Annotated in this window: 26 protein-coding genes; 22 read left to right on the forward strand and 4 right to left on the reverse strand. The window is 70.6% G+C overall.

The features are described from left to right. Positions 1 to 6 precede the first annotated feature (6 nt). From ACFTQE_RS03555 to ACFTQE_RS03565, 3 genes are all read left to right on the forward strand, one after another. Positions 7 to 945: a 1,4-dihydroxy-2-naphthoyl-CoA synthase gene (locus ACFTQE_RS03555; protein WP_376923760.1), complete on the forward strand. Its 939-nt coding sequence runs from the start codon at positions 7 to 9 to the stop codon at positions 943 to 945. Positions 946 to 988: 43 nt separating this feature from the next. After that, positions 989 to 2,167, forward strand: coding sequence for an AMP-binding protein (locus ACFTQE_RS03560; RefSeq protein ID WP_376923761.1), 1,179 nt, complete (start codon positions 989 to 991; stop codon positions 2,165 to 2,167). A gap of 78 nt (positions 2,168 to 2,245) precedes the next feature. Beyond that, a complete protein-coding gene (locus ACFTQE_RS03565; protein WP_376923762.1) occupies positions 2,246 to 3,259 on the forward strand; it encodes a 1,4-dihydroxy-2-naphthoate polyprenyltransferase in 1,014 nt (337 codons plus the stop codon). A 59-nt stretch (positions 3,260 to 3,318) separates the two neighbouring features. Here ACFTQE_RS03565 and ACFTQE_RS03570 read toward each other — a convergent pair whose 3' ends face one another. Beyond that, a complete protein-coding gene (locus ACFTQE_RS03570; protein ID WP_376923763.1) occupies positions 3,319 to 3,594 on the reverse strand; it encodes a DUF4229 domain-containing protein in 276 nt (91 codons plus the stop codon). Positions 3,595 to 3,667: 73 nt separating this feature from the next. On the opposite strand from ACFTQE_RS03570, the gene ACFTQE_RS03575 reads away from it, so the two are divergent. The 3 genes from ACFTQE_RS03575 to ACFTQE_RS03585 are packed head-to-tail and all read left to right on the forward strand — an operon-like array spanning position 3,668 to position 6,875. Next, a complete protein-coding gene (locus tag ACFTQE_RS03575) occupies positions 3,668 to 4,105 on the forward strand; it encodes a PLD nuclease N-terminal domain-containing protein (RefSeq protein ID WP_376923764.1) in 438 nt (145 codons plus the stop codon). Beyond that, positions 4,098 to 5,978, forward strand: coding sequence for a 2-succinyl-5-enolpyruvyl-6-hydroxy-3-cyclohexene-1-carboxylic-acid synthase (gene menD, locus ACFTQE_RS03580; RefSeq protein WP_376923765.1), 1,881 nt, complete (start codon positions 4,098 to 4,100; stop codon positions 5,976 to 5,978). Before ACFTQE_RS03575 ends, menD begins: the two co-directional genes overlap by 8 nt. Before the next feature lie 39 nt (positions 5,979 to 6,017). After that, complete coding sequence (locus ACFTQE_RS03585) at positions 6,018 to 6,875, forward strand: polyphosphate kinase 2 family protein (protein WP_376923766.1); 858 nt, start codon at positions 6,018 to 6,020, stop codon at positions 6,873 to 6,875. 24 nt (positions 6,876 to 6,899) lie between these two features. Here the strand turns inward: ACFTQE_RS03585 and ACFTQE_RS03590 are convergent, their stop codons facing one another. Further along, entirely contained in the window at positions 6,900 to 8,201 is a 1,302-nt protein-coding gene (locus ACFTQE_RS03590) for an isochorismate synthase MenF (RefSeq protein WP_376923767.1), read from the reverse strand. Positions 8,202 to 8,242: 41 nt separating this feature from the next. On the opposite strand from ACFTQE_RS03590, the gene ACFTQE_RS03595 reads away from it, so the two are divergent. The 14 genes from ACFTQE_RS03595 to ACFTQE_RS03660 all read left to right on the forward strand — a co-directional run bounded on the left by ACFTQE_RS03595 (position 8,243) and on the right by ACFTQE_RS03660 (position 21,405). Then, on the forward strand, positions 8,243 to 8,950 hold the full coding sequence (locus tag ACFTQE_RS03595) for a class I SAM-dependent methyltransferase (protein WP_376923768.1): 708 nt from the start codon (positions 8,243 to 8,245) through the stop codon (positions 8,948 to 8,950). A gap of 115 nt (positions 8,951 to 9,065) precedes the next feature. After that, positions 9,066 to 10,193, forward strand: a complete 1,128-nt coding sequence (locus ACFTQE_RS03600) for a polyprenyl synthetase family protein (protein WP_376923769.1) — start codon at positions 9,066 to 9,068, stop codon at positions 10,191 to 10,193. Positions 10,194 to 10,209: 16 nt separating this feature from the next. After that, entirely contained in the window at positions 10,210 to 11,589 is a 1,380-nt protein-coding gene (locus ACFTQE_RS03605) for an FAD-dependent oxidoreductase (RefSeq protein WP_376923770.1), read from the forward strand. A gap of 51 nt (positions 11,590 to 11,640) precedes the next feature. Further along, on the forward strand, positions 11,641 to 12,303 hold the full coding sequence (locus tag ACFTQE_RS03610; protein WP_376923771.1) for a prepilin peptidase: 663 nt from the start codon (positions 11,641 to 11,643) through the stop codon (positions 12,301 to 12,303). Positions 12,304 to 12,586: 283 nt separating this feature from the next. Further along, positions 12,587 to 12,781: a Flp family type IVb pilin gene (locus ACFTQE_RS03615; RefSeq protein ID WP_376923772.1), complete on the forward strand. Its 195-nt coding sequence runs from the start codon at positions 12,587 to 12,589 to the stop codon at positions 12,779 to 12,781. Between the two features lie 198 nt (positions 12,782 to 12,979). Continuing rightward, positions 12,980 to 13,177, forward strand: a complete 198-nt coding sequence (locus ACFTQE_RS03620; RefSeq protein WP_376923773.1) for a Flp family type IVb pilin — start codon at positions 12,980 to 12,982, stop codon at positions 13,175 to 13,177. Between the two features lie 197 nt (positions 13,178 to 13,374). Further along, positions 13,375 to 13,806: a TadE/TadG family type IV pilus assembly protein gene (locus ACFTQE_RS03625; protein ID WP_376923774.1), complete on the forward strand. Its 432-nt coding sequence runs from the start codon at positions 13,375 to 13,377 to the stop codon at positions 13,804 to 13,806. Continuing rightward, positions 13,803 to 14,831 carry a pilus assembly protein TadG-related protein gene (locus ACFTQE_RS03630; RefSeq protein WP_376923775.1) on the forward strand — a complete coding sequence of 343 codons (1,029 nt, stop codon included), beginning with the start codon at positions 13,803 to 13,805 and terminating at the stop codon, positions 14,829 to 14,831. The genes ACFTQE_RS03625 and ACFTQE_RS03630 overlap by 4 nt, the downstream gene beginning before the upstream one ends. 10 nt (positions 14,832 to 14,841) lie before the next feature. After that, positions 14,842 to 15,600, forward strand: coding sequence for a Flp pilus assembly protein CpaB (locus tag ACFTQE_RS03635; RefSeq protein WP_376923776.1), 759 nt, complete (start codon positions 14,842 to 14,844; stop codon positions 15,598 to 15,600). Next, on the forward strand, positions 15,597 to 16,931 hold the full coding sequence (locus ACFTQE_RS03640) for a CpaE family protein (RefSeq protein WP_376923777.1): 1,335 nt from the start codon (positions 15,597 to 15,599) through the stop codon (positions 16,929 to 16,931). Before ACFTQE_RS03635 ends, ACFTQE_RS03640 begins: the two co-directional genes overlap by 4 nt. After that, positions 16,918 to 18,465: an ATPase, T2SS/T4P/T4SS family gene (locus ACFTQE_RS03645; protein WP_376923778.1), complete on the forward strand. Its 1,548-nt coding sequence runs from the start codon at positions 16,918 to 16,920 to the stop codon at positions 18,463 to 18,465. The genes ACFTQE_RS03640 and ACFTQE_RS03645 overlap by 14 nt, the downstream gene beginning before the upstream one ends. Further along, positions 18,462 to 19,418 (forward strand): type II secretion system F family protein, encoded by a 957-nt coding sequence (locus tag ACFTQE_RS03650; RefSeq protein ID WP_376923779.1) that lies wholly within the window; start codon positions 18,462 to 18,464, stop codon positions 19,416 to 19,418. The genes ACFTQE_RS03645 and ACFTQE_RS03650 overlap by 4 nt, the downstream gene beginning before the upstream one ends. 11 nt (positions 19,419 to 19,429) lie before the next feature. Next, positions 19,430 to 20,311 carry a type II secretion system F family protein gene (locus ACFTQE_RS03655; RefSeq protein ID WP_376923780.1) on the forward strand — a complete coding sequence of 294 codons (882 nt, stop codon included), beginning with the start codon at positions 19,430 to 19,432 and terminating at the stop codon, positions 20,309 to 20,311. A gap of 56 nt (positions 20,312 to 20,367) precedes the next feature. Beyond that, positions 20,368 to 21,405: an alpha/beta hydrolase gene (locus tag ACFTQE_RS03660; protein WP_376923781.1), complete on the forward strand. Its 1,038-nt coding sequence runs from the start codon at positions 20,368 to 20,370 to the stop codon at positions 21,403 to 21,405. Positions 21,406 to 21,461: 56 nt separating this feature from the next. Here ACFTQE_RS03660 and ACFTQE_RS03665 read toward each other — a convergent pair whose 3' ends face one another. Both ACFTQE_RS03665 and ACFTQE_RS03670 read right to left on the reverse strand, forming a co-directional pair. Then, a complete protein-coding gene (locus ACFTQE_RS03665) occupies positions 21,462 to 21,950 on the reverse strand; it encodes a YajQ family cyclic di-GMP-binding protein (protein WP_022891219.1) in 489 nt (162 codons plus the stop codon). Between the two features lie 80 nt (positions 21,951 to 22,030). After that, positions 22,031 to 23,050 (reverse strand): LacI family DNA-binding transcriptional regulator, encoded by a 1,020-nt coding sequence (locus tag ACFTQE_RS03670; protein ID WP_375837740.1) that lies wholly within the window; start codon positions 23,048 to 23,050, stop codon positions 22,031 to 22,033. 189 nt (positions 23,051 to 23,239) lie between these two features. Between ACFTQE_RS03670 and ACFTQE_RS03675 the strand changes: the two genes are divergently transcribed. After that, positions 23,240 to 23,404: a hypothetical protein gene (locus tag ACFTQE_RS03675; protein WP_165877421.1), complete on the forward strand. Its 165-nt coding sequence runs from the start codon at positions 23,240 to 23,242 to the stop codon at positions 23,402 to 23,404. 4 nt (positions 23,405 to 23,408) lie between these two features. Then, the gene (locus ACFTQE_RS03680) at positions 23,409 to 24,056 is read left to right on the forward strand and encodes a PH domain-containing protein (protein WP_376923782.1); all 648 of its coding nucleotides are present in this window, start codon (positions 23,409 to 23,411) and stop codon (positions 24,054 to 24,056) included. The last annotated feature ends 10 nt before the right edge of the window (positions 24,057 to 24,066 follow it).

A 24,066-nucleotide genomic window follows, 5' to 3' on the forward strand; every position in this document is an offset into this window, starting at 1 on the left:
TGGGGCATGAGCGCCGAGGTGTCTGAACTGTTCGATGCGAGCGAGTGGACCGACGCGGCGGCCGCGGCCGGGTTCACCGACATCACCTACCACCACTCGAACGACGGCCGCATCGCGCGCATCGCGTTCGACCGGCCCGAGGTGCGCAACGCCTTCCGCCCGCACACGGTCGACGAGCTCTACCGCGCCCTCGAGGACGCGCGTACGAACCCGCGCATCGGCGTGGTGCTGCTGACCGGCAACGGCCCGAGCACCAAGGACGGCGGCTGGGCGTTCTGCTCGGGCGGCGACCAGCGCATCCGCGGGCGCGACGGCTACAAGTACTCCGACGCCGAGACGGCGATCGTCGACGGCGCAGGCGGCACCGCCGACCCGCACGGTCACGCCGCGGTCGGGCGCCTCCACATCCTCGAGGTGCAGCGGCTCATCCGCTTCATGCCGAAGGTCGTCATCGCGGTCGTTCCCGGCTGGGCGGCCGGCGGCGGCCACTCCCTGCACGTCGTCTGCGACCTCACGATCGCGAGCCGCGAGCACGGGCGCTTCAAGCAGACGGATGCCGACGTCGGCAGCTTCGACGCCGGATACGGTTCGGCGTACTTCGCCAGGCAGATCGGCCAGAAGTTCGCGCGCGAGGTGTTCTTCCTCGCCGAGGAGTACTCGGCCGAGCGCGCCTACGAGATGGGCGCCGTGAACCGGGTCGTGCCGCACGCCGAGCTCGAGCGCGAGGCGATCGCCATGGCCCGCACGATCCTCACGAAATCGCCCACCGCGGTGCGCATGCTGAAGTTCGCCTTCAACGCGGTCGACGACGGCATGGTCGGCCAGCAGGTGTTCGCGGGCGAGGCGACGCGCTTGGCCTACGGCACCGACGAGGCCGTCGAGGGGCGAGACGCCTTCCTCGAGAAGCGCGACCCCGACTGGGGCCCGTACCCGTGGCACTACTGATGCCGGTTACCGCATTCCGGTTCAGGCGGAATCGACGGCGCCCGTGAAACCGCTCAGACGGGTTCGAGCAGCCGAGGTCGCGGAACTGACCGAGGCGCTCCGCGTCGCGCTCGCAGGGGGCGACGCCGTCTGGCCGGTTCCCACCGGCACCGACGGCCACGCCGGGCCCGAGCCCGATGCGAGCCGTCCGATCCCGACCACGGTGCCCGACGACGTCGCCGTCGTCATCGAGACGAGCGGGTCGACGGATGCCCCGAAGCGGGTGATGCTCTCGGCCGAGGCGCTGATCGCGAGCGCCGACGCCACGGCCGACCGGCTCGACGGCCCCGGGCGCTGGGTGCTCGCGCTGCCGGGGCACTACATCGCGGGCGTGCAGGTGCTCGTGCGGTCGATCCTCGGCGGCGGCTCGCCCGTGCTCGCGGGCGACGGGCCGTTCACCGCGGAAGGGTTCGCCGCGGCATCCGCCAGACTCGGTGCGGACGCACCGCGCTACACCTCGCTCGTGCCGGTGCAGCTCGCCCGCATCGTCGACCGCGCAGAGCGGGACGCGTTCGTGGCTGCGGCGCTCCGCGGCTACGACGCCGTGCTCGTGGGCGGACAGGCGCTCGCCCCCGAGCTCGCGGCCAGGGCCGACGAGCTCGGCGTGCGGATCATCCGCACCTACGGCTCGAGCGAGACCGCCGGCGGATGCGTCTACGACGGTCGCCCGCTCGACGGCGTCGGGGTCCGCATCGTCGACGGCCTCGTCGAGCTCTCGGGGCCGATGCTCGCCGAGGGGTACCTCGGCGCACCCGAGCGGACCGCCGCGACCTTCTCGACCGATCGGCGGGGCACGCGCTGGTATCGCACGGGAGACCTCGGGGACCTCGCCTCCGACGGGAGGCTCCGCATCTCGGGACGCGCCGACGACGTCATCATCTCGGGCGGCGTCAAGGTCGCGCTCGGCGAGGTCGAGCGCGCGATCCAGGCCGTTCCCGGCCTCGCCGAAGCGGTGGTCGTCGCGGTCGACGACGCCGAGTGGGGTCGACGGCCGGCGGTCGCGGTGACGGGAGCCGCGGCATCCGCGACCCTCGCAGAGCTTGCAGCGGTGACGGATGCAGCGGGGCTCGTGCCGGCGGCACGACCAGTGCGGCTGCTGCGAGTCGAGGTGCTGCCCCAGCTCGCCTCGGGCAAGCCCGACCGTCGACGCGTCGCGCAGCTGCTCGCCGAGTCGGCGCAGTAGGGCGGCACCGAGCCGGCACCGAGCCGGCACCGAGCCGGCACCGGGCCGGCGCCGAGGTGCGCGAACTAGCATGATCGTGTGGCCCGCCCGAAACCCCAACGTCTGAACCCCGCCTCCGATCTCGCGGCGAAGTCCCGCACGCCCGGGCGCAGCGGGAATCCCTCGAAGGCCGCCCGCGGCGTCGGCGACACCGCGAATCCCGGTGCGCGCGACCGCGCGACGGCGGCCGACTGGGTGTCGGGGGCGCGGCTGCGCACGCTGCCCCTCGCCATCGCGCCGGTCGCCCTCGGCACGGGCGCGGGCATCGTCGCGATCCCCGACGGGCCGTGGCACCCTGCGCGGGCCCTGCTCGCCCTCGTCGTCGCGCTCGCGCTGCAGATCGGCGTCAACTACGCCAACGACTACTCCGACGGGGTGCGCGGCACCGATGAGCACCGCGTCGGACCGGCGCGACTGACCGGCTCCGGCATCGCGCGGCCCAAGCAGGTGCTCGCCGTCGCGCTCAGCTTCTTCGCGCTCGCGGCGATCGCCGGCCTCGCGCTCACGATCGTGACCGGGCAGTGGTGGCTGCTCGCCGTCGGTGCGGTCGCGATCGTCGCCGCCTGGTTCTACACGGGCGGCAAGCACCCCTACGGCTACTACGGCCTCGGCGAGCTCTTCGTGTTCGTCTTCTTCGGGCTCATCGCGACGGCCGGTTCCGCGTTCGTGCAGGCGCTCACCGTCAACTTCGAGGCCTGGGTCGGCGGCGTCGGCGTGGGACTCATCGCCTGCGCGGTGCTCATGGCCAACAACCTGCGCGACGTCGCGCAAGACAAGGTCGCGGGCAAGCGAACGCTCGCCGTGCTCGTCGGCCCCCTCGCGGGACGCATCCTCTTCGCGGTCTTCATGCTCGTGCCGTTCGCCATCGCCGTGTTCTTCGCCCTGTTCTACCCGACGGCGTGGCTCGTCATGTTCGGACTGCTCGCGGCCCTGCCGGCCTGCCTGATCGTGCTCACGGCGAAGTCTCCGCGCGAGCTGATCATCGCCCTGCAGCTCGCGAGCCTCACGGCCCTCGTCTACGGCATCGGGCTCGGGCTGGCGTTCGCGCTCTGATCGGATGGGGCGTCGCGCCCAGAGGGGAGCGCGCCGCGGTCAGCGCGGGTCGGTTCGGGTCAGCGCTCGTCGGCGCCGCGTTCGATCGCGGCGTCTTCGACCTCGTCGTCCTCGTTCACGACCGGCTTCTCGCGATGGCGGACCGCGTAGAGGTCGCTCGACATCGCGTCGCGCGCCCGGCGCAGGAAGATGAGCGACGCGCTCAAGCCGAACAGCGCGGCGATCGCGGCGGAGACCCAGACGTTGACGCCGGCGATGAGGAGCACCGCGAGCGGAACGGCGAACAGCAGCACCCGCAGCGCGGTGTACCAGATCCAGACGGGCACGGATTTCACCCGATCAGTCTAGGTCGGCGCGGCTGAGCGCACTCACAGCCGGGAACCTCGCGCACACGCCTAGACTGGGGCCATGGTGCGGTTGTACGTGGTGCTGATCGTGGCCGCGGTGGTCTTCTCCATCTACGCCGTGGCCGACTGCGCCTTCTTCGACCGTTCGCGGGTCAGGGGGCTGAGTCGCGGCTGGTGGATCGTCGTGATCCTCTTCGTGCCGATCATCGGCGGCCTGCTCTGGTTCATCATCGGGCGAGGTCGTGCCGGGCGCTCGTCGAGCGGGCGCTCTCGCACCGTGGCTCCCGACGACGACGCCGACTTCCTGCGTCGACTCGGCACCGAGGCCGAGCAGGACGAGCGGATCCGGCGCATGGAGCAGGAACTCGCCGAACTCGACCGCGACGCCGCGCCCGGCGACGGCGCGCAGCCCGACGGCACCGCCGGTACCGAGCGCAAACGACCCGACACCCCCGAGACACCGGGTGAGTCCGGCCCGTCCGGCCGCCCGAATGGCTGAGCCCGACCGCCGACCCTCAGCGAGTCCTGCGAGCGATGCCGCGCTGGCGCTGCTCGCGGCGTTCGTTCGCGAGGGGGTCGTCGACCTCGTCGTCGCTCCCGGCTCGCGTTCGCAGGCACTGGCGCTCGCCGCAGCGGAGCTCGAACGCGCCGGCGCCGTGCGACTGCACGTGCGCATCGACGAACGCGGCGCCGCGTTCCTCGCCGTGGGCCTCGCGGTCGAGTCGGGTCGGCCCGTGCCGATCATCACGACCTCGGGCACGGCGGTCGCGAACCTGCACCCCGCGGTGCTCGAGGCGCATCACTCGGGCGTGCCGCTGATCGTGCTCTCGGCCGACCGGCCGGCCGAGCTCCGAGGCATCCGCTCGAACCAGACGACCATGCAGCCCGGCATCTTCGCCGGCGCGGTGCGGCTCGAACGCGACGTCGCCGCTCCCGACGGGGCGGCCGGTGACGCGGATGCCGCGGCGCGCCTCGCTCGCGATGCAGTCGCCGCAGCGCTCGGCCGCGATGCCGACGGGCGGCCCGTGCCGCACCCGGGCCCCGGACCGGTGCACCTGAACCTGCAACTGCGGGAGCCGCTGTCCGCGGCGATCCCCGCCGATTCACCCGTGCTGGCCTCTGCAGCGGTCGCCGCCGCCGCGATGCACGCGGGCCCGGCGCTCTCACGGGCGACGGCCGATGCGGCGACGGCACCCGCGCTCATCGCCGCCGGCCCGCGCACGATCGTCGTGGCGGGCGCCGGAGCCGGCCCCGGCGCCGAGGAGTTCGCCCGCGACGGCGGCTGGCCGCTCATCGCCGAGGTCTCGAGCGGCGCCCACTACGGGCCGAACCTCGTGGTCGCCTACCGTGAGCTCCTCCGCGAGCCGGGCTTCGGCGACGAGGTCGAGCGGGTCGTGGTCTTCGGCCACCCGACGCTCTCGCGCGAGGTGCCGGCGCTCGTGCAGCGCGACGGCGTCGAGACGATCGTCGTGGCCCCCTGGGGCATCGAGTGGTTCAACCCGGGGCGCCGCGTCGCCCGGTTCGAACGCGCCGTGCACACCGAACCGCACCCGCAGTCCGCCGACGAGCGGGCCTGGACCGGTCGCTGGGTGCGAGCGAGCCGCATGCTCGTCGAGGCTGGGCTGCCGACGGCACCCCTGCAGCGCGACGGCATCGACGAGACCGGCCACGTCTCCGACTTCGAGGCGCAGCGCGAGTACATGAAGGCGCAGCTCGCCGCGATGCGGGCGCCCGTGACCCGGCGCATGCTCGTCGACGCCGTCTGGTCGGCGACCTGGCCGCACGACCGGCTCCTCTTCGGGGCGTCGCGACTCATCCGCGATGCCGACCGCGCGGTGCCCGGTCGCCGCATCCCGGTGCACGCCAATCGCGGGCTCGCGGGCATCGACGGCACGGTCGCGACCGCGGTCGGCGTCGCGATCGCGAGCCAGGCGGAGCTTCCGGGGGAGTCGTCGGGCCGAGCGGGCCGGCCGACGGGCACGTCCGGCGAGCCGGATGCCGCGGCGCAGGCGCAGCCCGCCCCGACCACCGCGGCGCGGGGCGGCGTGACCCGCGCCGTCATCGGCGACCTCACCCTGCTGCACGATGTCGGGTCCCTGCTCCTCGGCGCGGGCGAGCATCGCCCGCGGGTGCAGCTCATCGTCGGCAACGACGGCGGCGGCACCATCTTCGATTCGCTCGAGGTCGCGGCATCCGCCCCCGCCGATGCCTTCGACCGGGTGCAGTTCACGCCGCAGCACGTCGATCTCGCGGCGCTCGCGACCGCCTACGGCTGGGCGTACACGCGCGCGAGCACTCGCGCCGAACTGCATGATGCGCTCGGCACCCGGGTCGACGGACCCTCGATCCTCGAGGTCCCGCTTCCGCGCTGACCCTTGCCGCGGCATCCGCTCGCTCGGCAGGATGGACGCATGACCCGCGAGACGTATTGGACCGCCGACCCCGCCGACCTGCTGCGGGTGGGCGAGGGCTTCGAGCTGTCGAAGACCGGAACGCGTGCGAACCCGGGCTTCGACGGCGACAAGGCCGCGGGCCAGGAGGCGCTCGCCGAGGGCGCCGAGATCCTCGCCCAGCTGCAGGAGCAGCTCTTCGCCATGAGCCGCATGGGCGGCGACGAGCGTCGCATCCTGCTCGTGCTGCAGGCGATGGACACGGCGGGCAAGGGCGGCATCGTCAAGCACGTCATGGGGGCCGTCGACCCGCAGGGCGTGCAGCTCGCGGCATTCAAGAAGCCGACCGCGGAGGAGCTCGAGCACGACTTCCTCTGGCGCATCCACAAGCAGGTGCCGGGTGCCGGCATCATCGGCGTCTTCGACCGCTCGCACTACGAAGACGTGCTCATCGGCCGGGTGCGCTCGCTCGCCTCGCCCGACGAGATCGAGCGACGCTACGAGGCGATCAACGAGTTCGAGGCAGAGCTCGCCGCCACCGGCACGACGATCATCAAGGTCATGCTGCACATCTCGCGCGACGAGCAGAAGGCCCGGCTCACCGAGCGGCTCGCTCGCCCCGACAAGCACTGGAAGTTCAACCCCGGCGACGTCGACGAGCGACTGCTCTGGGACGACTACGCGGCGGCCTACCAGCTCGTCTTCGAACGAACGGCGACGGCGGATGCCCCGTGGTTCGTCGTGCCCGCCGACCGCAAGTGGTACGCACGGCTCGCGGTGCAGCACCTGCTGATCGACGCGCTCGAGGCCATGCAGCTCGAGTGGCCGAAGGCCGACTACGACGTCGCAGAGCAGCAGCGGCGGCTCGCGGCGAGCTGACGCGGCTCAGGCAGCGCTCGCGGCTCAGCCGCCGAAGGCCTCGACGATGGGGCGGAACTTCATCACGGTCTCCGCGAGCTCGTCGGCGGGCACGGAGTCGTGCACGATGCCGCAACCGGCATATGCCGTGACGGTGCCATCGCCGTCGACCTGCGCGCAGCGCAGCGCGATCGCCCACTCGCCGTCGCCGCCGCCGTCGATCCAGCCGACGGGGCCGGCGTAGCGGCCGCGGTCGAAGCCCTCGAGCTCGGCGATCGCGGGCAGCGCGATGCGTCGCGGGGTGCCAGCGACGGCGGCCGTCGGGTGCACGGCCCGCACGAGGTCGAGCGAGCTCGAGCCGTCGCCGAGCGTGCCCTTGAGGTCGGTGGCGAGGTGCCAGAGGTTCGGCAGCTGCAGGGTGAAGGGCTCGGGGCTCGTGTCGAGCCGGGCCGTGTGCGGGGCGAGCCGCTTCACCGCGCTCTCGACGGCGAGGGCGTGCTCGGCGCGATCCTTCTCGGACGCCGCGAGGGCGAGCGCCCGCTCGCGGTCGGAGGCCTCGCCGGCGCCGCGCGAGGCCGTGCCCGCGAGCACGCGCGCCGAGACGGTGCCGTGGTCGACGCGCACGAGCGTCTCGGGGCTCGCGCCGATGAGCCCGTCGACGGCGAAGACCCACGTGTCGGGATAGTCCTCGGCGAGCCGGTTGATCGTGGCCCGGAGCCCGGCGTCTTCATGCAGTTCGCCCACGAGCTGGCGCGCGAGCACGACCTTCTCGAGTTCGCCCGCGTCGATGCGGCGCACGGCCTCGGCGACGGCGGTCTCATATGCCTCGGGCGGCAGCGAGCCCGGCGTGAATGCCACGCGCGGCACCTGTCGCTTCGGCGCCGGCACGGGGAGCACGGCCTCGAGCTCGGCGGCGTCGGCGGAGCCGGAGGCATCCGCCGCCTCGCCGACCGGGTCGAGCGAGATGCGCGTGACCCAGGCGCGGCCGTCGCGGCGGCCCATCACGAGCTCGGGCACGATGAGCACGCTCGTCGCCTCGGACTCGTCGGCGAAGGCGAACGCACCGAACGCGACGAGCCCGGTGCCGGGCAGGCCGACGCGATCGTCGACCTCGGCGAGGGCGGCGAGCGAGGTCCATGCGGCTGCGGCGTCTTCGACCCGCGTCGGGCCGGTCGTCTCGATGCGGACGACCTCGCCGAGTCCCACGATGCCCTCGCCGCGACGCATCCACACGAGCGGATGGCGCGGATCGGCGCGCGGGATCAGCGGCTCGGTCTCATCGACGGCCACGGTGCGAACGACGAGCCGAGCATCCGCGGCCCGCGCCGCGCCATCCGTCTGACTCACCGCCCCAGCCTACGCCCGGCTGCGCGCCGTAGGATCGAGGGATGACCCGCGCAGATCTCGGCAAGCAGCCCGACCAGGTGTCGGCGATGTTCGATCGCGTCGCCGCAAGCTACGACCGCACCAACACCGTGCTCTCGGTGGGCAACGCCCCGCTCTGGCGCGTCGCCACGACGCGTGCCGTCGATCCGAAGCCGGGTCAGCGCATCCTCGACGTCGCCGCCGGCACCGGCACCTCGAGCGCGAGCCTCGCCAAGTCGGGGGCGTCCGTCGTCGCCGCCGACTTCTCGCCCGGCATGATCGAGGTCGGCCGCAAGCGCCAGGCCGGCGTGCAGAACCTCGTGTTCGTCGAGGCCGACGCCACGAAGCTGCCCTTCGGCGACGACGAGTTCGACGCCGTCACGATCTCGTTCGGCCTGCGCAACGTCAACGAGCCCAAGCAGGCGCTCGCCGAGTTCTTCCGCGTGACCAAGCCCGGCGGCCGCCTCGTGATCTGCGAGTTCTCGACGCCGCCCGCGCCGCTCGTGCGCACCGGCTACGGCGTCTACCAGCGCTACGTCATGCCGCCGCTCGTGAAGCTCTCGAGCTCGAACGACACGGCCTACGACTACCTCAACGAGTCGATCAACGCATGGCCCGACCAGCGCACCCTCGCCGCGTGGATCCGCGAGGCTGGCTACACGGATGTCGCGTGGCGCAACCTCACCCTCGGCGTCGTCGCGCTGCACCGCGCGACCAAGCCGCTCGCCTGAGCACGCTCGCTAAGCGCACTCGCTGAGCGCACTCGCCTGAGCGGCGATCGGCCCGCCTCCGGTTCGCCGCGGCCGTCGCGCGTCGGTGCAGATCGACCCCGATAGGCTAGTGAGCGTGAAACCGAGTCACCCGGTCGCCCGTCGAGGCTCATCGCTCGCCGCCAATCTCGGGCTCAGCGAGCGCGTCTTCGCGACCTCGGCCGACAAGGCCATGGCGAGGGCGATCGACGCGGGGCTCGATCGCGTCGAGGAGGGCCTCCTCGACGAGGTGCGGTTCGCCGACACCGTCGCCGACGTCTCGACCCGCTACCTGCTCCAGGCGGGCGGCAAGCGCGTGCGCCCCATGCTGACGCTGCTCACCGCCCAGCTCGGCGCCGGCGTGACCGACGACGTGGTCACCGCGGCGGAGGCCATCGAGATCACGCACCTCGCGAGCCTGTACCACGACGACGTCATGGACGACGCCGACCGGCGCCGGGGCGTGCCGAGCGCGCAGGCGGTGTGGGGCAACTCCGTCGCCATCCTCACCGGCGACCTGCTCTTCGCCCGCGCCAGCCAGCTCATGGCCGGCCTCGGCGAGGGCGCGATCCGCATGCAGGCGCGAACCTTCGAGCGGCTCGTGCTCGGCCAGCTGCACGAGACCGTCGGCCCGCAGCCCGGCGACGACCCCATCGAGCACTACATCCAGGTGCTCGCCGACAAGACCGGCTCGCTCATCGCGGCCGCCGCGCAGTCGGGCATCATCTTCTCGGGCGCCGACCCGGGCTTCGAGGCACCCATCATCGAGTTCGGCGAGAAGATCGGCGTGGCCTTCCAGCTCGTCGACGACGTCATCGACCTCTCGCCGCAGCCGGCCGAGACCGGCAAGGTGCCCGGCACCGACCTGCGTGCCGGGGTCGTGACGCTGCCGATGCTGCGGCTCGTCGAGCACGCGCGCAGCGACGCGGCATCCGCTGCCCTGCTCGAGCGCATCGAACGCGACGTGGTCATCGCCACCGGCCCGGCCGCCGCCGCCGAAGATCCGATCGACACGAACACCATGGCCTCGCGCATCGTGCCGTCGAAGGAGAGCGTCGACGCGATCATCGCCGAACTTCGGGAACACGAAGCTACGCGCGCTACGCTCGCTGAGGCCCACCGTTGGGCGCGCGAGGCGGTCGCCGCCCTCGCGCCGCTGCCCGAGGGCAGTGTGAAGAAAGCACTCACACGATTCGCAGAGACGGTCGTCGAGCGCGAGAGCTGATGGAGAGACCACGCACGTGACGAGGAACAAGCTGAGACTGGCGATCGTCGGGGCAGGCCCCGCCGGCATCTACGCCGCCGACATCCTGCTGAAGGCGGAACGCAACTTCGACGTCTCGATCGACCTCTTCGATCACCTGCCTGCGCCATACGGGCTCGTGCGCTACGGCGTCGCGCCCGACCACCCGCGCATCAAGGGCATCATCACGGCGCTCCGCGAGGTGCTCGACCGCGGCGACATCCGGATCTTCGGCAACGTGAAGTTCGGTGAGGACATCACGCTCGACGACCTGAAGAAGCACTACAACGCCGTCATCTTCGCGACCGGTGCCGTGAAGGACGCCTCGCTGAACATTCCCGGTGCCGAGCTCGAGGGCTCCTACGGCGCCGCCGAATTCGTCAGCTGGTTCGACGGGCACCCCGACTTCCCGCGCACGTGGCCGCTCGACGCGGAACAGGTCGCGGTCATCGGCAACGGCAACGTCGCGCTCGACGTGGCGCGCATCCTGGCCAAGCACGTCGAAGACCTCATGTCGACCGAGATCCCCTCGAACGTCGCCGCCGGCCTCGCGGCCTCGCCCGTCACCGACGTGCACGTGTTCGGCCGTCGCGGCCCGACCTCGGTGAAGTTCACGCCGCTCGAACTGCGTGAACTCGGCGAGCTGCGCGACGTCGACATGATCCTCTACGACGAGGACTTCGACTACGACGACGCCGCACGCGCGGCGGTCTCGGGCAACAAGCAGGTCTTCGTCATCGACAAGGTGCTGAACCAGTGGCGCCAGCGCGAGACCGGCGAGGCCTCGCGTCGACTGCACCTGCACTTCTTCGCCAAGCCGCTCGAGCTCGTCGACGACGGCGAGGGCCGGGTCGGCGCGATCCGCTGGGAGCGCACCGCCCCCGACGGCGAAGGCGGCGTGGTCGGCACCGGCGAGATCCGGGAACTGCCCGTGCAGGCCGTCTACCGCGCCGTCGGGTACTTCGGCTCGCCGCTTCCCGGCATCCCCTTCGACAAGAAGTTCGGCGTGATTCCGAACCACGAGGGACAGGTGCTGATCCGCGACAAGGAGACGGGCGAGGCGCGCCAGATGTACGGCGTCTACGCGACCGGCTGGATCAAGCGCGGGCCGGTGGGGCTCATCGGGCACACCAAGTCCGACGCGATGGAGACCATCAAGCACCTCATCAACGACCTCGGCAACTGGTGGCACCCCGAGTCCCCGTCGGAGGAGTCGGTCGTCGAGATGCTCGAGTCGCGCGGCATCCGCTGGACCGACCTCGACGGCTGGCACCGGCTCGACGAGCACGAGCAGGCGCTCGGTTCCGCCGAGGGGCGCGTTCGCGTGAAGGTCGTGCCCCGCGGCGAGATGGTCGACATCTCGCGCGCCGAGGCCTAGCCGCCCCGCTGCAGGCCGCTTCGCGGCGGTCGTGCCACTACGCTGCTCACCATGCCCTTCGCATGGTCGAGCCTCGTCGTGACGATCGTCGCCGTGCTGCTCGGCTTCGCGCTCGGCTGGTGGCCGCTCGCGACCTGGGCCGAACGGTCGATGAAGGGCGAGCGGATGCCGCGGCGCACTGTCCGCCTCGCCGCCGCGATCACCACCGCTGCCGTCTTCGGCGTGCTCGCCCTTCGGTTCGGGCTCTCGTGGACGCTGCCGGCGCTCCTCGCCTTCGCCGCGTGCGCGACCGTGCTGTCGATCGTCGACCTCGCCGAGAAGCGCCTGCCGAACGCCGTGATCTTCCCGGCGCTCGGCGCCGTCGCGGTGCTGCTCGTGCCGGCGACGTGGGCGACCGGCGCCTGGATGCCGCTCGTGTGGGCCCTGGCGGGCTCTGCGGCGATGTTCGCCGTGTACTTCGTGCTGGCGCTCATCTCGCCCGCCTCGATGGGCATGGGTGATGTGAAGCTCGCGCTCGTGATCGGGCTGCTGCTCGGCTGGTTCGGCCTGTCGGCGTGGCTCGTGGGCCTGCTCGCGGCCTTCGTCGTCGGGGGAGTGATCGCACTGGTGGCGCTGGCGCTGAAACGGGTGACGCTGCGCGGGTCGATCCCGTTCGGGCCGTCGATGCTCGCGGGAGCGCTGATCGCGGTGGTGCTCGTCGGGTCCGTGGCCTGAATTTCCGGAACGGAGAGGTCCGTCCGTTCTCGGATCGGGGTACAGATCGTCCCCCGATTTCGGGGTACGGCGTACCCCATCGCGGGGTACACGCGATACCCCCAGAGTGAGGCACGGAACCGTCGTCTCTGCCGCATGAATCTGCCGATCCGGGTGGGTTCTCGCTCGGGCGGCGCATGCTGCCCCCGAAGGGGGGCATTCTTTCCATGCATACGCACAGCTACCTTCAGTTCACCGCTCACCCAGGCGGTCACAGCAACCCCCCGAACCCGAAGGATTCATCATGCTGAAGGCATTCACCCGCGTCCACGCTCGCATCAACTCCCTCCGTGCGGAGGACGGCGCGACCGCCGTCGAGTACGGCCTCATGGTCGGCCTCATCGCCGCCGTGATCATCACCGCAGTGGCGCTGATCGGTACGAACCTCGACAAGCTGTTCGACGCCGTCGGGGGCAAGATCCCCGTCGCCATCCCGTAGGCCGCCGTCGGCGCGAGCGCGCGGCCCGGCCATGCACGGGCCGCGCAAGCGCGGAACCCCACCCGCTCGCACCGGCTCGACGATGACGTCGACGCCGATGCGGCGGATCACCCGGATCGAGCACTGCCGATCCCAGCTCCATTCCTCCTCCTACCAGGAGGAACCAACACCTTGAAACCCGAAGGATGTGTTTCTCACATGCTCAAGGCAATCACGCGTCTCAACGCATACGTCACCTCCATCCGCGACGAGGAAGAGGGCGCGACCGCGGTCGAGTACGGCCTCATGGTCGGCCTGATCGCCGCCGTGATCATCACGGCCGTGGCGCTCATCGGCACGAACCTCGACCTCCTGTTCGACGCCGTGGGCGGCAAGATCCCCACGGTCATCCCCTGACCAGGCGTCGTCCCACGTGGCTCCCGATCACCGGGAGCCACGTGGACCACAACGTTCCGTCCGACCTGTGAGGCCCATCCCGCCGGATCCCGCCCGTGTGCGGTCCGGCACGTCGAGGCCCTCGGTCGACGCTCCCGCCCGGCTTCCGGCCCGACGTGCCGGCAGCCGATGACCCCAGGTACGAGGTGTCAACACTCATGATGCGTTGGATTCGGCAGTCGCGTGCGCGCGACGATCGGGGCGCAGCAGCCGTGGAGTTCGCCTTCGTCGCGATTCCGCTCATCACCCTGCTGCTCGGCATCATCGACTTCGGCTGGATCTTCAACCAGCAGGTCTCGCTCGCGAATGCCGCCCGCGAGGCCGCGAGGTACTACGCGGTGAACGAGCACGACGCGACCACCGCAACCGCACGAACCTCGCTGAAGACGGCGGCGGAATCGTACGGCGAGGGGATGGCGCCGTCCATCGACTGGTCCGCCGGCGGCGTCACGCTCACCGATCTCTGCGGGGCGAGCCCCTCGCGCGTCGAAGCCGTGGCCGAGATCGACATGCCCTCGCTCACCGGCTTCTTCGACGCGATCCTCGGCCCCGATCTCTTCGGAACTGGAGAAACGATATGCGGCGGTTGATCACGAGGCTGCGCAGCGACGAGCGCGGCGCATCCGCCGTCATGGTCGGTGTCATGCTCACGGTCCTGGTCGGATTCGCGGGCGTCGCCGTCGACGTCGGCGCGATGTACGCGGAGCGGGCCCAGCTGCAGAACGCCGCAGATGCCGGCGCGCTGGCCGCGGCGAAGCACTGCTCGACCAATGGCGACTGCGCGACCGCGACGCAGAAGGCGGGCGCGCTCGCGGCCGCCGACGGCCGGGGCGACGGCAACATGGCCGATGGCGGGGCCACCACCGCCATCAAGGGATTCACGACCAGCACGGTGACGGTGGCGACCGAGACTCCCGACATGGCGCACCCATTGGCGGCGATGTTCGGATTCGCCTCATCTGACGTCGGCGCCGTCGCGACCGCCGAGTGGGGCGTGCCGACCTACGGCCCCGTCATCCCGTTCGTGATCGGCACCTGCGAGGTGACCGCCGCGCGGTTCACGAGCGGGCAGGAGGTCGTCATCGACGACGTCAACCACACCTCCTGCGGCGCCGGCGGGCCGGGCGGTTTCGGCTGGATCAAGGACACCACCGCACCCAAGAACTGCAACACCTACGTCTCCGTCAACGGCGTTCCGTGGAACGCGATCGCCACGGGGCAATGGGGGAGCAATGACACCGGCTGCGATGCGACGAAGCTGGACAGCTTCCTCTGCAAGACGATCCTCGTGCCGGTGTACGACCAGTCCGCGGGCAGCGGCAATGGCACCACGTACCACATCGAGAAGTTCGCCGCGTTCGTGCTGGACGGCTGGCGGAAGAATCCTTCCGGCTCGCAGGGTGGCATGTGCTCCGGAGTGAGCTCCATCTACAACACGAAGATCCTGCCCACCGGAAGCGCCCGCTGGGCGACGACCGGCCTCCAAGGGCATTTCACCCAGTTCGTCTCCCTCGAGGACGCGTTCAAGATCGGCCCCGGCGTGCCGAACGGCGGCCTCACCATCGTTCGCCTGACCTGCAGCAACGCCCCGGCGGATCCCTGCCCCGCACCGTAAGGAACCTGAAATGAAGACCCGAATCATCGGCGCAATCGCCGCTCTCGTCATCGCCGTCGTCGGCGCGTTCTTCCTCATCTCCTACGTCTCCGCGTCCGATGCCCGTGCTTCGGCCGGCGCCGAGCTCACCAAGGTCTACGTCGTCGACGAGGCGATCCCGGCCGGCACCGCGGGCGAGGACGTCTCCGAGTACATCCGCGTGGACACCGTGCTGCAGCGGAACCTCGCCGGTGACAACGTCTCCGACCTCGCGGAACTGGAGGGCCTCGTCGCATCGTCACAGATCCTGCCGGGCGAGCAACTGCTCGTCGCCCGGTTCGCCGACCCCGCCGAACTCGCCGCCCAGGGCGACGTGCCCGTGCCGGAGGGCATGCAGCAGGTGTCCTTCACCCTCCCGGCCGACCGCGTCGTCGGCGGCCAGATCCGCCCCGGCGACCACATCGGCCTCGTCGGAACGGTCGACCCCGACGAGGTCGGCGACCAGGAGGACGTGATCAACCCGTGGTCCGAGTTCGCCTTCCACGGGGTCCTCGTGACGAAGGTGCAGGGCGTCGCCGTGCCGGACCCCGAGACCGGGGAAGAGGTCGACCAGGATGCCTCGTCGAGCCTCATGCTGACGATCGCGCTCTCGACGCACGACGTCGCACGCTGGGTCTGGTTCAGCGAGGGCGAGTCCGCCGGGTGGGCCCAGATGTGGCTGACGCTCGAGAACGAGAAGACCGACACGAGCGGCTCGTCGCGCGTCGACGGAATGAACGCCTGGCAATGATCCCCTTTCTGCTGGTCAGCCGCTCGACGGAGTACGAGACTCGACTCCGGGGCCTCCTCGGTGCGCGACTGCACGTCGTCGCCGGCGAGTTCCTCACCTTCGGCGCGGATGCCGTCCTGAAGCAGGTGACCTCGCTCCCGCGGATCGCCCTGCTCGGCCCTGTCCTCAACTACGAGGAGACGAGGGAACTCGTCTTCGGCCTGCAGGAGCGCTATCCGGGCATCGGCCTCATCGTCGTGCGCGAGCAGCGGTCGGATCTCGAGGACTGGGTCGATGCACTGGCCCTGCAGGCGGTGCTGAGTCCGGCGTCCTCCGACGAGACGACACTCGAACTCATCGATCGGCTCACCACGTGGCTCATCGGTCGAGGCGTCGCCGCCGCGTCGGATTTCGAGCCCGCGACCGAACCCGTCCAGCCCTTCGCGGCGAGCGAGGGCGTCGTGGAGCTCGGCGACCTCGAGGACCGGCTGGCCGCTGAGGACGCCGCCGCCCTGTCCGAGCCTGTCGAGGCGGAGCCGATCGAGGAGTGGGCGTTCCCGCCCCTCGAACCCGGCGCGCGCAGCGAGGCCATCGCGGTCGTCGCGCCCAAGGGAGGCCAGGGGAAGACCACGCTCTCGATCAACCTAGCCTCAGGGCTCGCCGAGATCGCCCCGAACTCGGTCGTCCTCATCGATGCCGACCTCCAGTTCGGGGACATCACCGCCGTCCTGGCGTTGCAGCCGGAGCGGACGATCGTCGATGCGGTCCTGGCCGATGCGGACGAGCTCGTGCTCAAGACGACCCTGACGCATCACCCCGACGGATTCTTCGTCGTGGCGAGCGTTCCGTCGCCGGAGCTCGCCGACGACGTGCAGCCGGCAGCGCTGGCCGCGTTGATCGAGCGACTCCGATCCCTGTTCCAGTACGTCGTCATCGACACGACGCCGGGACTCGGCGAGCACACGCTGGCGACCATCGAGCACTCCACCGACGCGGTCTTCGTGACGAACATGGGTGTGGCGAGCCTTCGTGCGATGCGCACCGAGTTCTCCGTCCTGACCCGGATCGGCCTGATGCCCTCGAACCGGCACGTCGTGCTGAACTTCTCCGATCGGATGAGCGGGCTGACAACCGGAGACGTGGAGAAGATCATCGGAGCCCCGATCGATGTCGAGATCCCCCGATCCTCGGCAGTCCTCTTGGCCGCGAATCGGGGAATCCCGCTGATCCACGACGACGTTCGGGACCCTGCTGCGAAGGCGATCCGCTCGCTCGTGCTTCGCATCGCCCCCGACGCATACCCGAAGCGAAGCAAGATCCAAAGAAGGCGGCGAATCAATGAACCTGTCTGATCGCATCAACTCCACCCGCACGCAGGATGGCGCGCCGGTTCCCGAAGCTCGCCGGACGACCCCGTCGGCGCACGTTCCGGGTTCCCCGCCCGCTGACGCCGACGTTCCGACGTCGCCGCAGGGCGGCCCCGCGGTGCCGGCGGAGGGCGCGTCCGTCGTGCCGCCGTCGGTCCCGGAGGCGACGCAGCCGATCGCCTCGACGCCGGCGCCGGAGTCGGCAGTTCGGGAGGCCACCGCCGTCGACCCCCTCGCCGGTGTGAAGGAGAAGGCGGCGGGAGAGCTCTTCGAGCGAATCGGCGTTCGCATGAACGACCCGTCGCTGACCGAGGAACAGCTCCACGCGCTCGCACGCGCGGAACTGGCCGAGATCGTCGCGGCCGAGCAGATCGCGCTCTCGACGGTCGAACGGAACCGGCTCATCGACGAGATCGGGTCGGACGTGCTCGGCTACGGTCCGCTCGAGGCGCTCCTCGTCGACGAGTCCGTGACCGAGGTCATGGTCAACCGATACGACCAGGTGTACGTCGAGCGCAGCGGCCGCCTGGTCGAGACGCCCCACCGGTTCACGAGCGAGGCCCAGCTTCGCCGGGTGATCGAGCGGATCGTGGCCCGCATCGGGCGTCGCGTCGACGAGTCGTCGCCGCTGGTCGACGCCCGGCTCGAGGACGGGTCCCGAGTCAATGCCATCATCCCGCCGCTCGCGGTGGACGGCTCGTCGCTCACGATCCGGAAGTTCGCGCGGACGCCCTACACGGTGGAGGACCTCGTCGGGTTCGGCACGCTGACGCCCGAGGCGGCGACCGTGCTCGATGCCGCGGTGCGGGCCAAGCTGAACATCCTCGTCTCGGGCGGTACCGGCACCGGCAAGACCACGATGCTGAACGTCCTCTCCGGATTCATCCCGAGGGATGAGCGGATCATCACGATCGAGGATGCCGTCGAGCTCCAGCTGCAACAGGACCACGTCGTCCGGCTCGAGTCCAGGCCCCCGAACATCGAGGGCCGTGGCGAGATCAGCATTCGCGACCTGGTGCGGAACTCGCTCCGCATGCGTCCGGACCGCATCGTCGTCGGCGAGGTCCGCGGCGCCGAGTCCCTCGACATGCTGCAGGCGATGAACACCGGTCATGAGGGCTCGATCTCCACGATCCACGCCAACACCCCACGAGACGCGGTGTCCCGTCTGGAGACCCTGGTGCTCATGGCGGGCATGGACCTTCCGCTGCGTGCCATCCGCGAGCAGATCTCATCCGCGATCGACGTCATCGTCCAGATCACCCGCCACAAGGACGGCGTGCGCCGCGTGACGCACATCACCGAGGTGCAGGGCATGGAGGGCGACGTCGTCACGATGCAGGACGCCTTCAGCTTCGACTACACCGGGGGGTTCGACGAGCAGGGCCGGCTGCAGGGCCGCCTCGAGCCCACGGGCGTGCGGCCGCGGTTCGCGGAGCGCATCGCCGACCATGGCATCCTGCTCCAGGTCTCGCTCTTCCAGCCGCACTTCCCCGAGCTGATCGGCGAGTTGCGATGAGCCCCGTCATCCTGGTCGCGGGCTTCGCGCTGAGCCTGCTCGCGCTGCTCGTCGTGATCTTCTTCGTGGTCACGACACCCAAGCCCCGCGTCGCGAAGGATCGCCGCACCGCGCCCGGCGTCGAGGAGATCTCGACGCTCACGAAGGCCACCGGGCGCACGACCGCGGTCATCGAGCGAACCGTCTCGAAGCAGGTGCGCCGCTGGTTCGGCCCCGAGCAGCTCGAGATGGCCGGCATCAAGACCGAGCCGTCGGGGTTCATCGTCCTGGTCGCATGCGCGGCGAGCGTGCTCGCACTGATCGGCGTGCTCATCGGCCTCGCGAGCGGTTCCGGATTCCTCCTCGCGCTCGTGCTCGTGCTCCTCGCCCCGATCGGGGCGAAGGTGATGCTGAACGTGCGCACGTCGCGCCGGCAGGCCAGGTTCGCCGACCAGATCGACGACACGGTGCAACTGATCGCGGGCGGCCTTCGAGCCGGCCATGGGCTGTCGCGCGCCCTCGCCGGCGTCGCCAACGACGCCGAGTCGCCGATGCGCGAGGAGCTCGGCCGGGTCGTCAACGAGACGAGGCTCGGCCGGGACCTTCCCTCGGCGCTCATCACGACCGCGGAGCGCATGAAGAGCGACGACTTCGACTGGGTCGCGCAGGCCATCGCCGTCAACGCCGAGACCGGCGGCAACCTCGCCGAGGTCCTCGACCAGGTCGGCAAGACCATCCGGGAGCGCAACCAGATCCGACGGCAGGTGAAGGCGCTGAGCGCCGAAGGCCGTCTCTCGGGGATCATCCTGATCGCCCTGCCGATCTGCGTCGGGCTCTTCCTCCTGATCACGAAGCCGGGATACCTCGTTCCGTTCGTCGAGAACTTCATCGGCATCCTGGCGCTCGTCATCGGTGGAGTCCTCCTGGTCGTGGGTTCGATCTGGATGTCGATGACGGTGAAGGTGAAGTTCTGATGTCGAACCTGATGGCAAATGGAACGTGGCTCGTGTACCTGGCCGTCGGCCTCGTCGCGGTCGGCCTCGGCTGGTTCGTGTTCTCGCTGTTCCCGGCGCGCAGGCCCGCTGGCGAAGCGGCCGCGGCGAAGGTGGAGGTCCACCCGTCGCTCGGGGCGGTGCAGCAGTCGTCGCTCGGTCGGTCGCTCGTGTCCGCCATTCCGACGGGATACGCCGGATGGCTCGATCGACAGATCGTGCTCGCCGGGCGCCCGATCGGCTCGACGGTCGGCGGCATCGTCACGCGGAAGCTCGTGCTCGGCGCACTCGGTGCGCTCGCTGGGACGTTCGTGATCTTCGCCACCGGCGGCCCCAATCCGCTCAAGCTGCTGCTCGCCGGCTTCGTGACGGTCCTCTGCTTCTTCCTCCCCGACGTCCGCATCAACAGCCGGGCGCACGACCGACAGGAGGCGATCAAGATCGCGCTCCCGGACACGCTCGACCAGATGACGATCGCCGTCGAAGCGGGTCTCGGCTTCGACGCCGCGATGGCCAAGGCCGCGCGCGGCGGAAAGGGCCCGCTCGCCGAGGAGCTCATCCGCGTGCTGCAGGACATGAGCATTGGACGGACGCGCCGAGACTCGTTCACCGAGTTGGAGCGTCGCACGAACGTCGAAGACCTGCAGCGATTCATCCGCGCCATCATCCAGGCCGACGCGTACGGCATCGCGATCGGCGACGTCCTCCGCGTCCAGGCCGGTGAGATGCGCCTGAAGCGACGACAGCGTGCCGAGGAGCAGGCGATGAAGGTGCCGGTGAAGATCCTCTTCCCGCTCGTCTTCTGCCTGCTGCCCGTCCTCTTCATCATCGTGATGACGCCGGCGGTCATCGGCATCATCGACGCGTTCAGCTGACACGAGATGCGCCCCGGCCTCGATAGGCTCGTCGCAGGACGCTGGGGGGAGGTGTCGTGGCCGAAGGGGAGCGCGAACAGTGGCGACCCGACGTGCTCGGTGCCGGATTCGAACAGCTCACCCTCCCGCTCGGCACCGACAACGAGGGTGAGGTCGTGGCCACCCTCGTGCGGCACCGGCCGCCGTGGCGCCTGCGATTGGGGCGAGGCGCGGCATCCGGGGCCGACGTGCTCTACGTGCACGGCTGGAGCGACTACTTCTTCAACCCCGGCCTCGCCGAGTACTGGTCGAACGCCGGCGCGCGGTTCTTCGCGCTCGACCTGCGCAAGTACGGACGCAGCCTCCGCCCCGGCCAGACGCCCGGGTTCATCACCGACCTCGCCGACTACGACGCCGACATCGCCGCCGCGCTCGCCGCGATGGGCCACGGCGCGCCCGACGGGTCGGACGGCGGGGATGCCGCATCGAGGGGCAGCAACGGGAGGCCGCTGATCCTGCTCGGGCACTCGACGGGCGGGCTCACGCTCAGCCTCTGGGCCGCGCGACACCGAGGTCGCGCCGCCGCGCTCGTGCTCAACAGTCCGTGGCTCGAGTTCCAGGCGAGCAAGGTGGGCCGTGAGGCGCTCGCGCCGGTCATCGGGTGGGGGGCGAAGGTGAACCCGCTCGCGCCGCTGCCGAACGTCGACCTGGGCTTCTACACGCGCACGGTCTCGAAGGAGCTCGACGGCGAGTGGGAGTACGACCACGCGTGGCGACCGGATCGCGGGTTCACGGTGCATCCGGCCTGGCTGAACGCGGTGCTCGCCGGGCACGCCACCGTCGCGGCCCGCATCGACGTGGGCGCCCCGGTGCTCACGCTGCTGTCGAAGCGGTCGACCCTGCAGGCCCGCTGGGACCCGGCGATGGCGTCGAGCGACATCGTGCTCGTGGTCGACGAGGTCGCCGAGCGCACGCTCCGCCTCAGCCAGATCGGCGCGGTGGCGCGCATCGACGGTGCGCTGCACGACGTGTTCCTGTCGCGCGCGCCCGTGCGTGCGGCCGCCTACGACGCGATCACCCAGTGGTTGCGCGGCTACGCGCCGCACCGCCGCTGAGCGGCAGACGACTCAGCGGATCGTGGGCGGCGCGGCGCCGGCGCGGCGCCGGCGGGCTAGCGGAAGTTGACGAACTGCAGCGCGACCTCGAGGTCCTTGCCCTTGAGCAGCGCCATCGTCGCCTGCAGGTCGTCGCGGCTCTTCGACGAGACGCGCACCTCGTCGCCCTGCGTCTGGCTCTTGACGCTCTTCGGCGCCTCGTCGCGGATGATCTTGTTGATCTTCTTGGCGTTCTCGGAGTCGATGCCGGCCTTCATCGTGGTCTCGATGCGGAACTCCTTGCCCGACGGGAACGGCTCCCCGGCGTCGAGCGAGCGCAGCGAGATGCCGCGCTTGATGAGCTTGGCCTCGTAGACCTCGAGGATCGCCTTCGCGCGCTCCTCGCTGTTGGCCTTGATCAGCACCTTCTCGCCGGACTGCTCGATCGACGCACCGACGTTCTTGAAGTCGTAGCGCTGCGCGACCTCTTTCTGCGCCTGGTGGAGGGCGTTGTCGGCCTCCATCTGGTCGACCTTGGAAACGATGTCGAACGTTGCATCTGCCATGCCGCCAGTGTATCGACGAGCGGATGCCGCGTGGCTGTCGACACCGCATCGACGAGCGGATGCCGCGTGGGGGAGGCCTGTCAGGCCGGCGGGCGGGCCGTCGACGAGCGCACCCGCAACTCGTACGGCAGGGGAGTGGCCGCGGGCGTCGCGGCATCCGCGCTGCTCGGCTCGAGCTCGTCCATCAGGATCTCGACCGCCATCTCGCCCTGCACCCGTGGGAACTGCGCGACGGTCGTGAGCCCGAAGAAGTCGGAGAGGTCGTGGTCGTCGATACCCGCGATCGAGACGTCGCGCGGGACGACGAGGCCGAGGTCGCGGGCCGCGAGGATCGACCCGATGGCCATCTCGTCGGATGCGGCGAAGATCGCCGTCGGCCGGCCGTGCGGTGCGCCGAGCAGTTGCTTCGCGGCGTGGTACCCGCCGCGGATCGTGAAGTCGGCCGGCGCGAAGAGACGCGGGTCGACGTCGATGCCGGCGTCGCGGAGCGCGCCCTCGTAGCCGATGCGGCGGTTGGTCGGCAGGTGGAAGTCCATGTCGAACTCGAGGTCGCCGCCGATGTGCGCGATGCGGGTGTGGCCGAGGCCGATGAGGTGCTCGGTCGCGAGCCGGGCGACGGCGACGTCGTCGATCGTGAGGGTGCGCACCCCCGGGATGGGGCCGCCGACGCCGACGAGCGGCTTGCCGAGTTCGTGCAGGCGCGCGACCTCGGGTTCGGTGAGTTCGAGGGAGACGGCGATGACCGCGTCGACGCGCTGGCGCAGCAGGAAGTGCTCGAAGACGCTCGCGCGCTCGTGCCCGTCGCCGGAGAGGTTGTAGAGGGTCAGGTCGTAGCCGCTGCGGAGGAGGGACTGCTGGGCGCCCTCGAGCACCGAGGAGAAGAACCATCGGTTCAGGAACGGCACGACGACGCCGATGTTGCGGGTGCGGCCCGATGCGAGACTCGAGGCGTTGGAGGAGACGACGTAGCCGAGCCGCGCCGCGGCCTCCTCGACCTTCGCCTTCGAGCCGGGGGAGACGTGGCCGCGGCCGCTGAGCGCGCGCGACACCGTCGCGGTGGAGACTCCCGCGAGTCTCGCGACCTCTTCGATGCCGGCCATGGTTCCTCATTCCCGGCCATGCCGAGTCGATCCCCGGCCCCGCCGAGTCAGGGAAATCCTACTCGTCCGTACCGCCCGCGCCCCGCGTGGCGCGTTGTCTCCTCGCGGCGGGTGGGATAGAAATACGTGTCGGGGCCGGCTCACGGGGGTGGCGGCCGCCCCAGTCGCCGTCTCGAAGGGAAAGCACCCGTGAAGTGGCTCAAGGGCATCGCCGTTGCGTTGGTCGTGATCTTCGCCTTGTTCTACATGATCAGTCGTCCGGAGGACGCTGCGAACGTGGTGCAGGGTGCGTTCGGCGCCGTCGTCTCGGCCACCGAGGCCGTCGGCAGGTTCTTCAGCTCCCTCGCCTCATGACGCCATGAGCGTGTTCGGATTCGATCCGCGCGTCGAGCGCCACCTCATCTCCGATGAGGGCGAGGTGATCGTCGACGAGGTGCGCAAGCACTGGGCGGCGGTCGTCGGCGCCGCGCTCGAGATGTCCGCGTCCGTTCCCGCGCTGATCCTCCTCGCGTGGGTGCCGCAGCAGCTGTATTGGTTTCCGCTCTTCCTCGCGCTCTTCCTCTTCCTGCACGGCCTCTGGCGGATCCTGCAGGCGCGCATGGATCGCTTCGTGATCACGAACATGCGCGTGTTCCGCGTGCACGGGATCCTGTCGCAGCGCATCGCCACCATGCCGATCTCCCGAATCCTCGACATCTCGGTGCACACGCCGCTCATCGGTCGGGTGTTCGGCTACGGCCACTTCGTCTTCGAGTCGGCCGCACAGGACCAGGGGCTCCGCGAGATCCGGTTCGTCGGGTCGCCCGACGAGCGCGGCGCCACGATCCAGCGCGTCATCCAGCGCTCCGGCCTGCGCGGGCCCGCCCGGCAGATGGGTCGCAGCGAGCAGTTCGAACCGGCGCCGGCGCCGCAGCGCTACGACCCGGCGCCGCAGCCCGATCGCTACGACACGAGCCCGCCGCGCGACCCGAACGACACCGCCGAGATGCCCTGGTGGCGGTCGTAGGCCGTCGATT

This window comes from Agromyces sp. NPDC056965, assembly GCF_042673425.1.
Taxonomy (GTDB): Bacteria; Actinomycetota; Actinomycetes; order Actinomycetales; family Microbacteriaceae; genus Agromyces.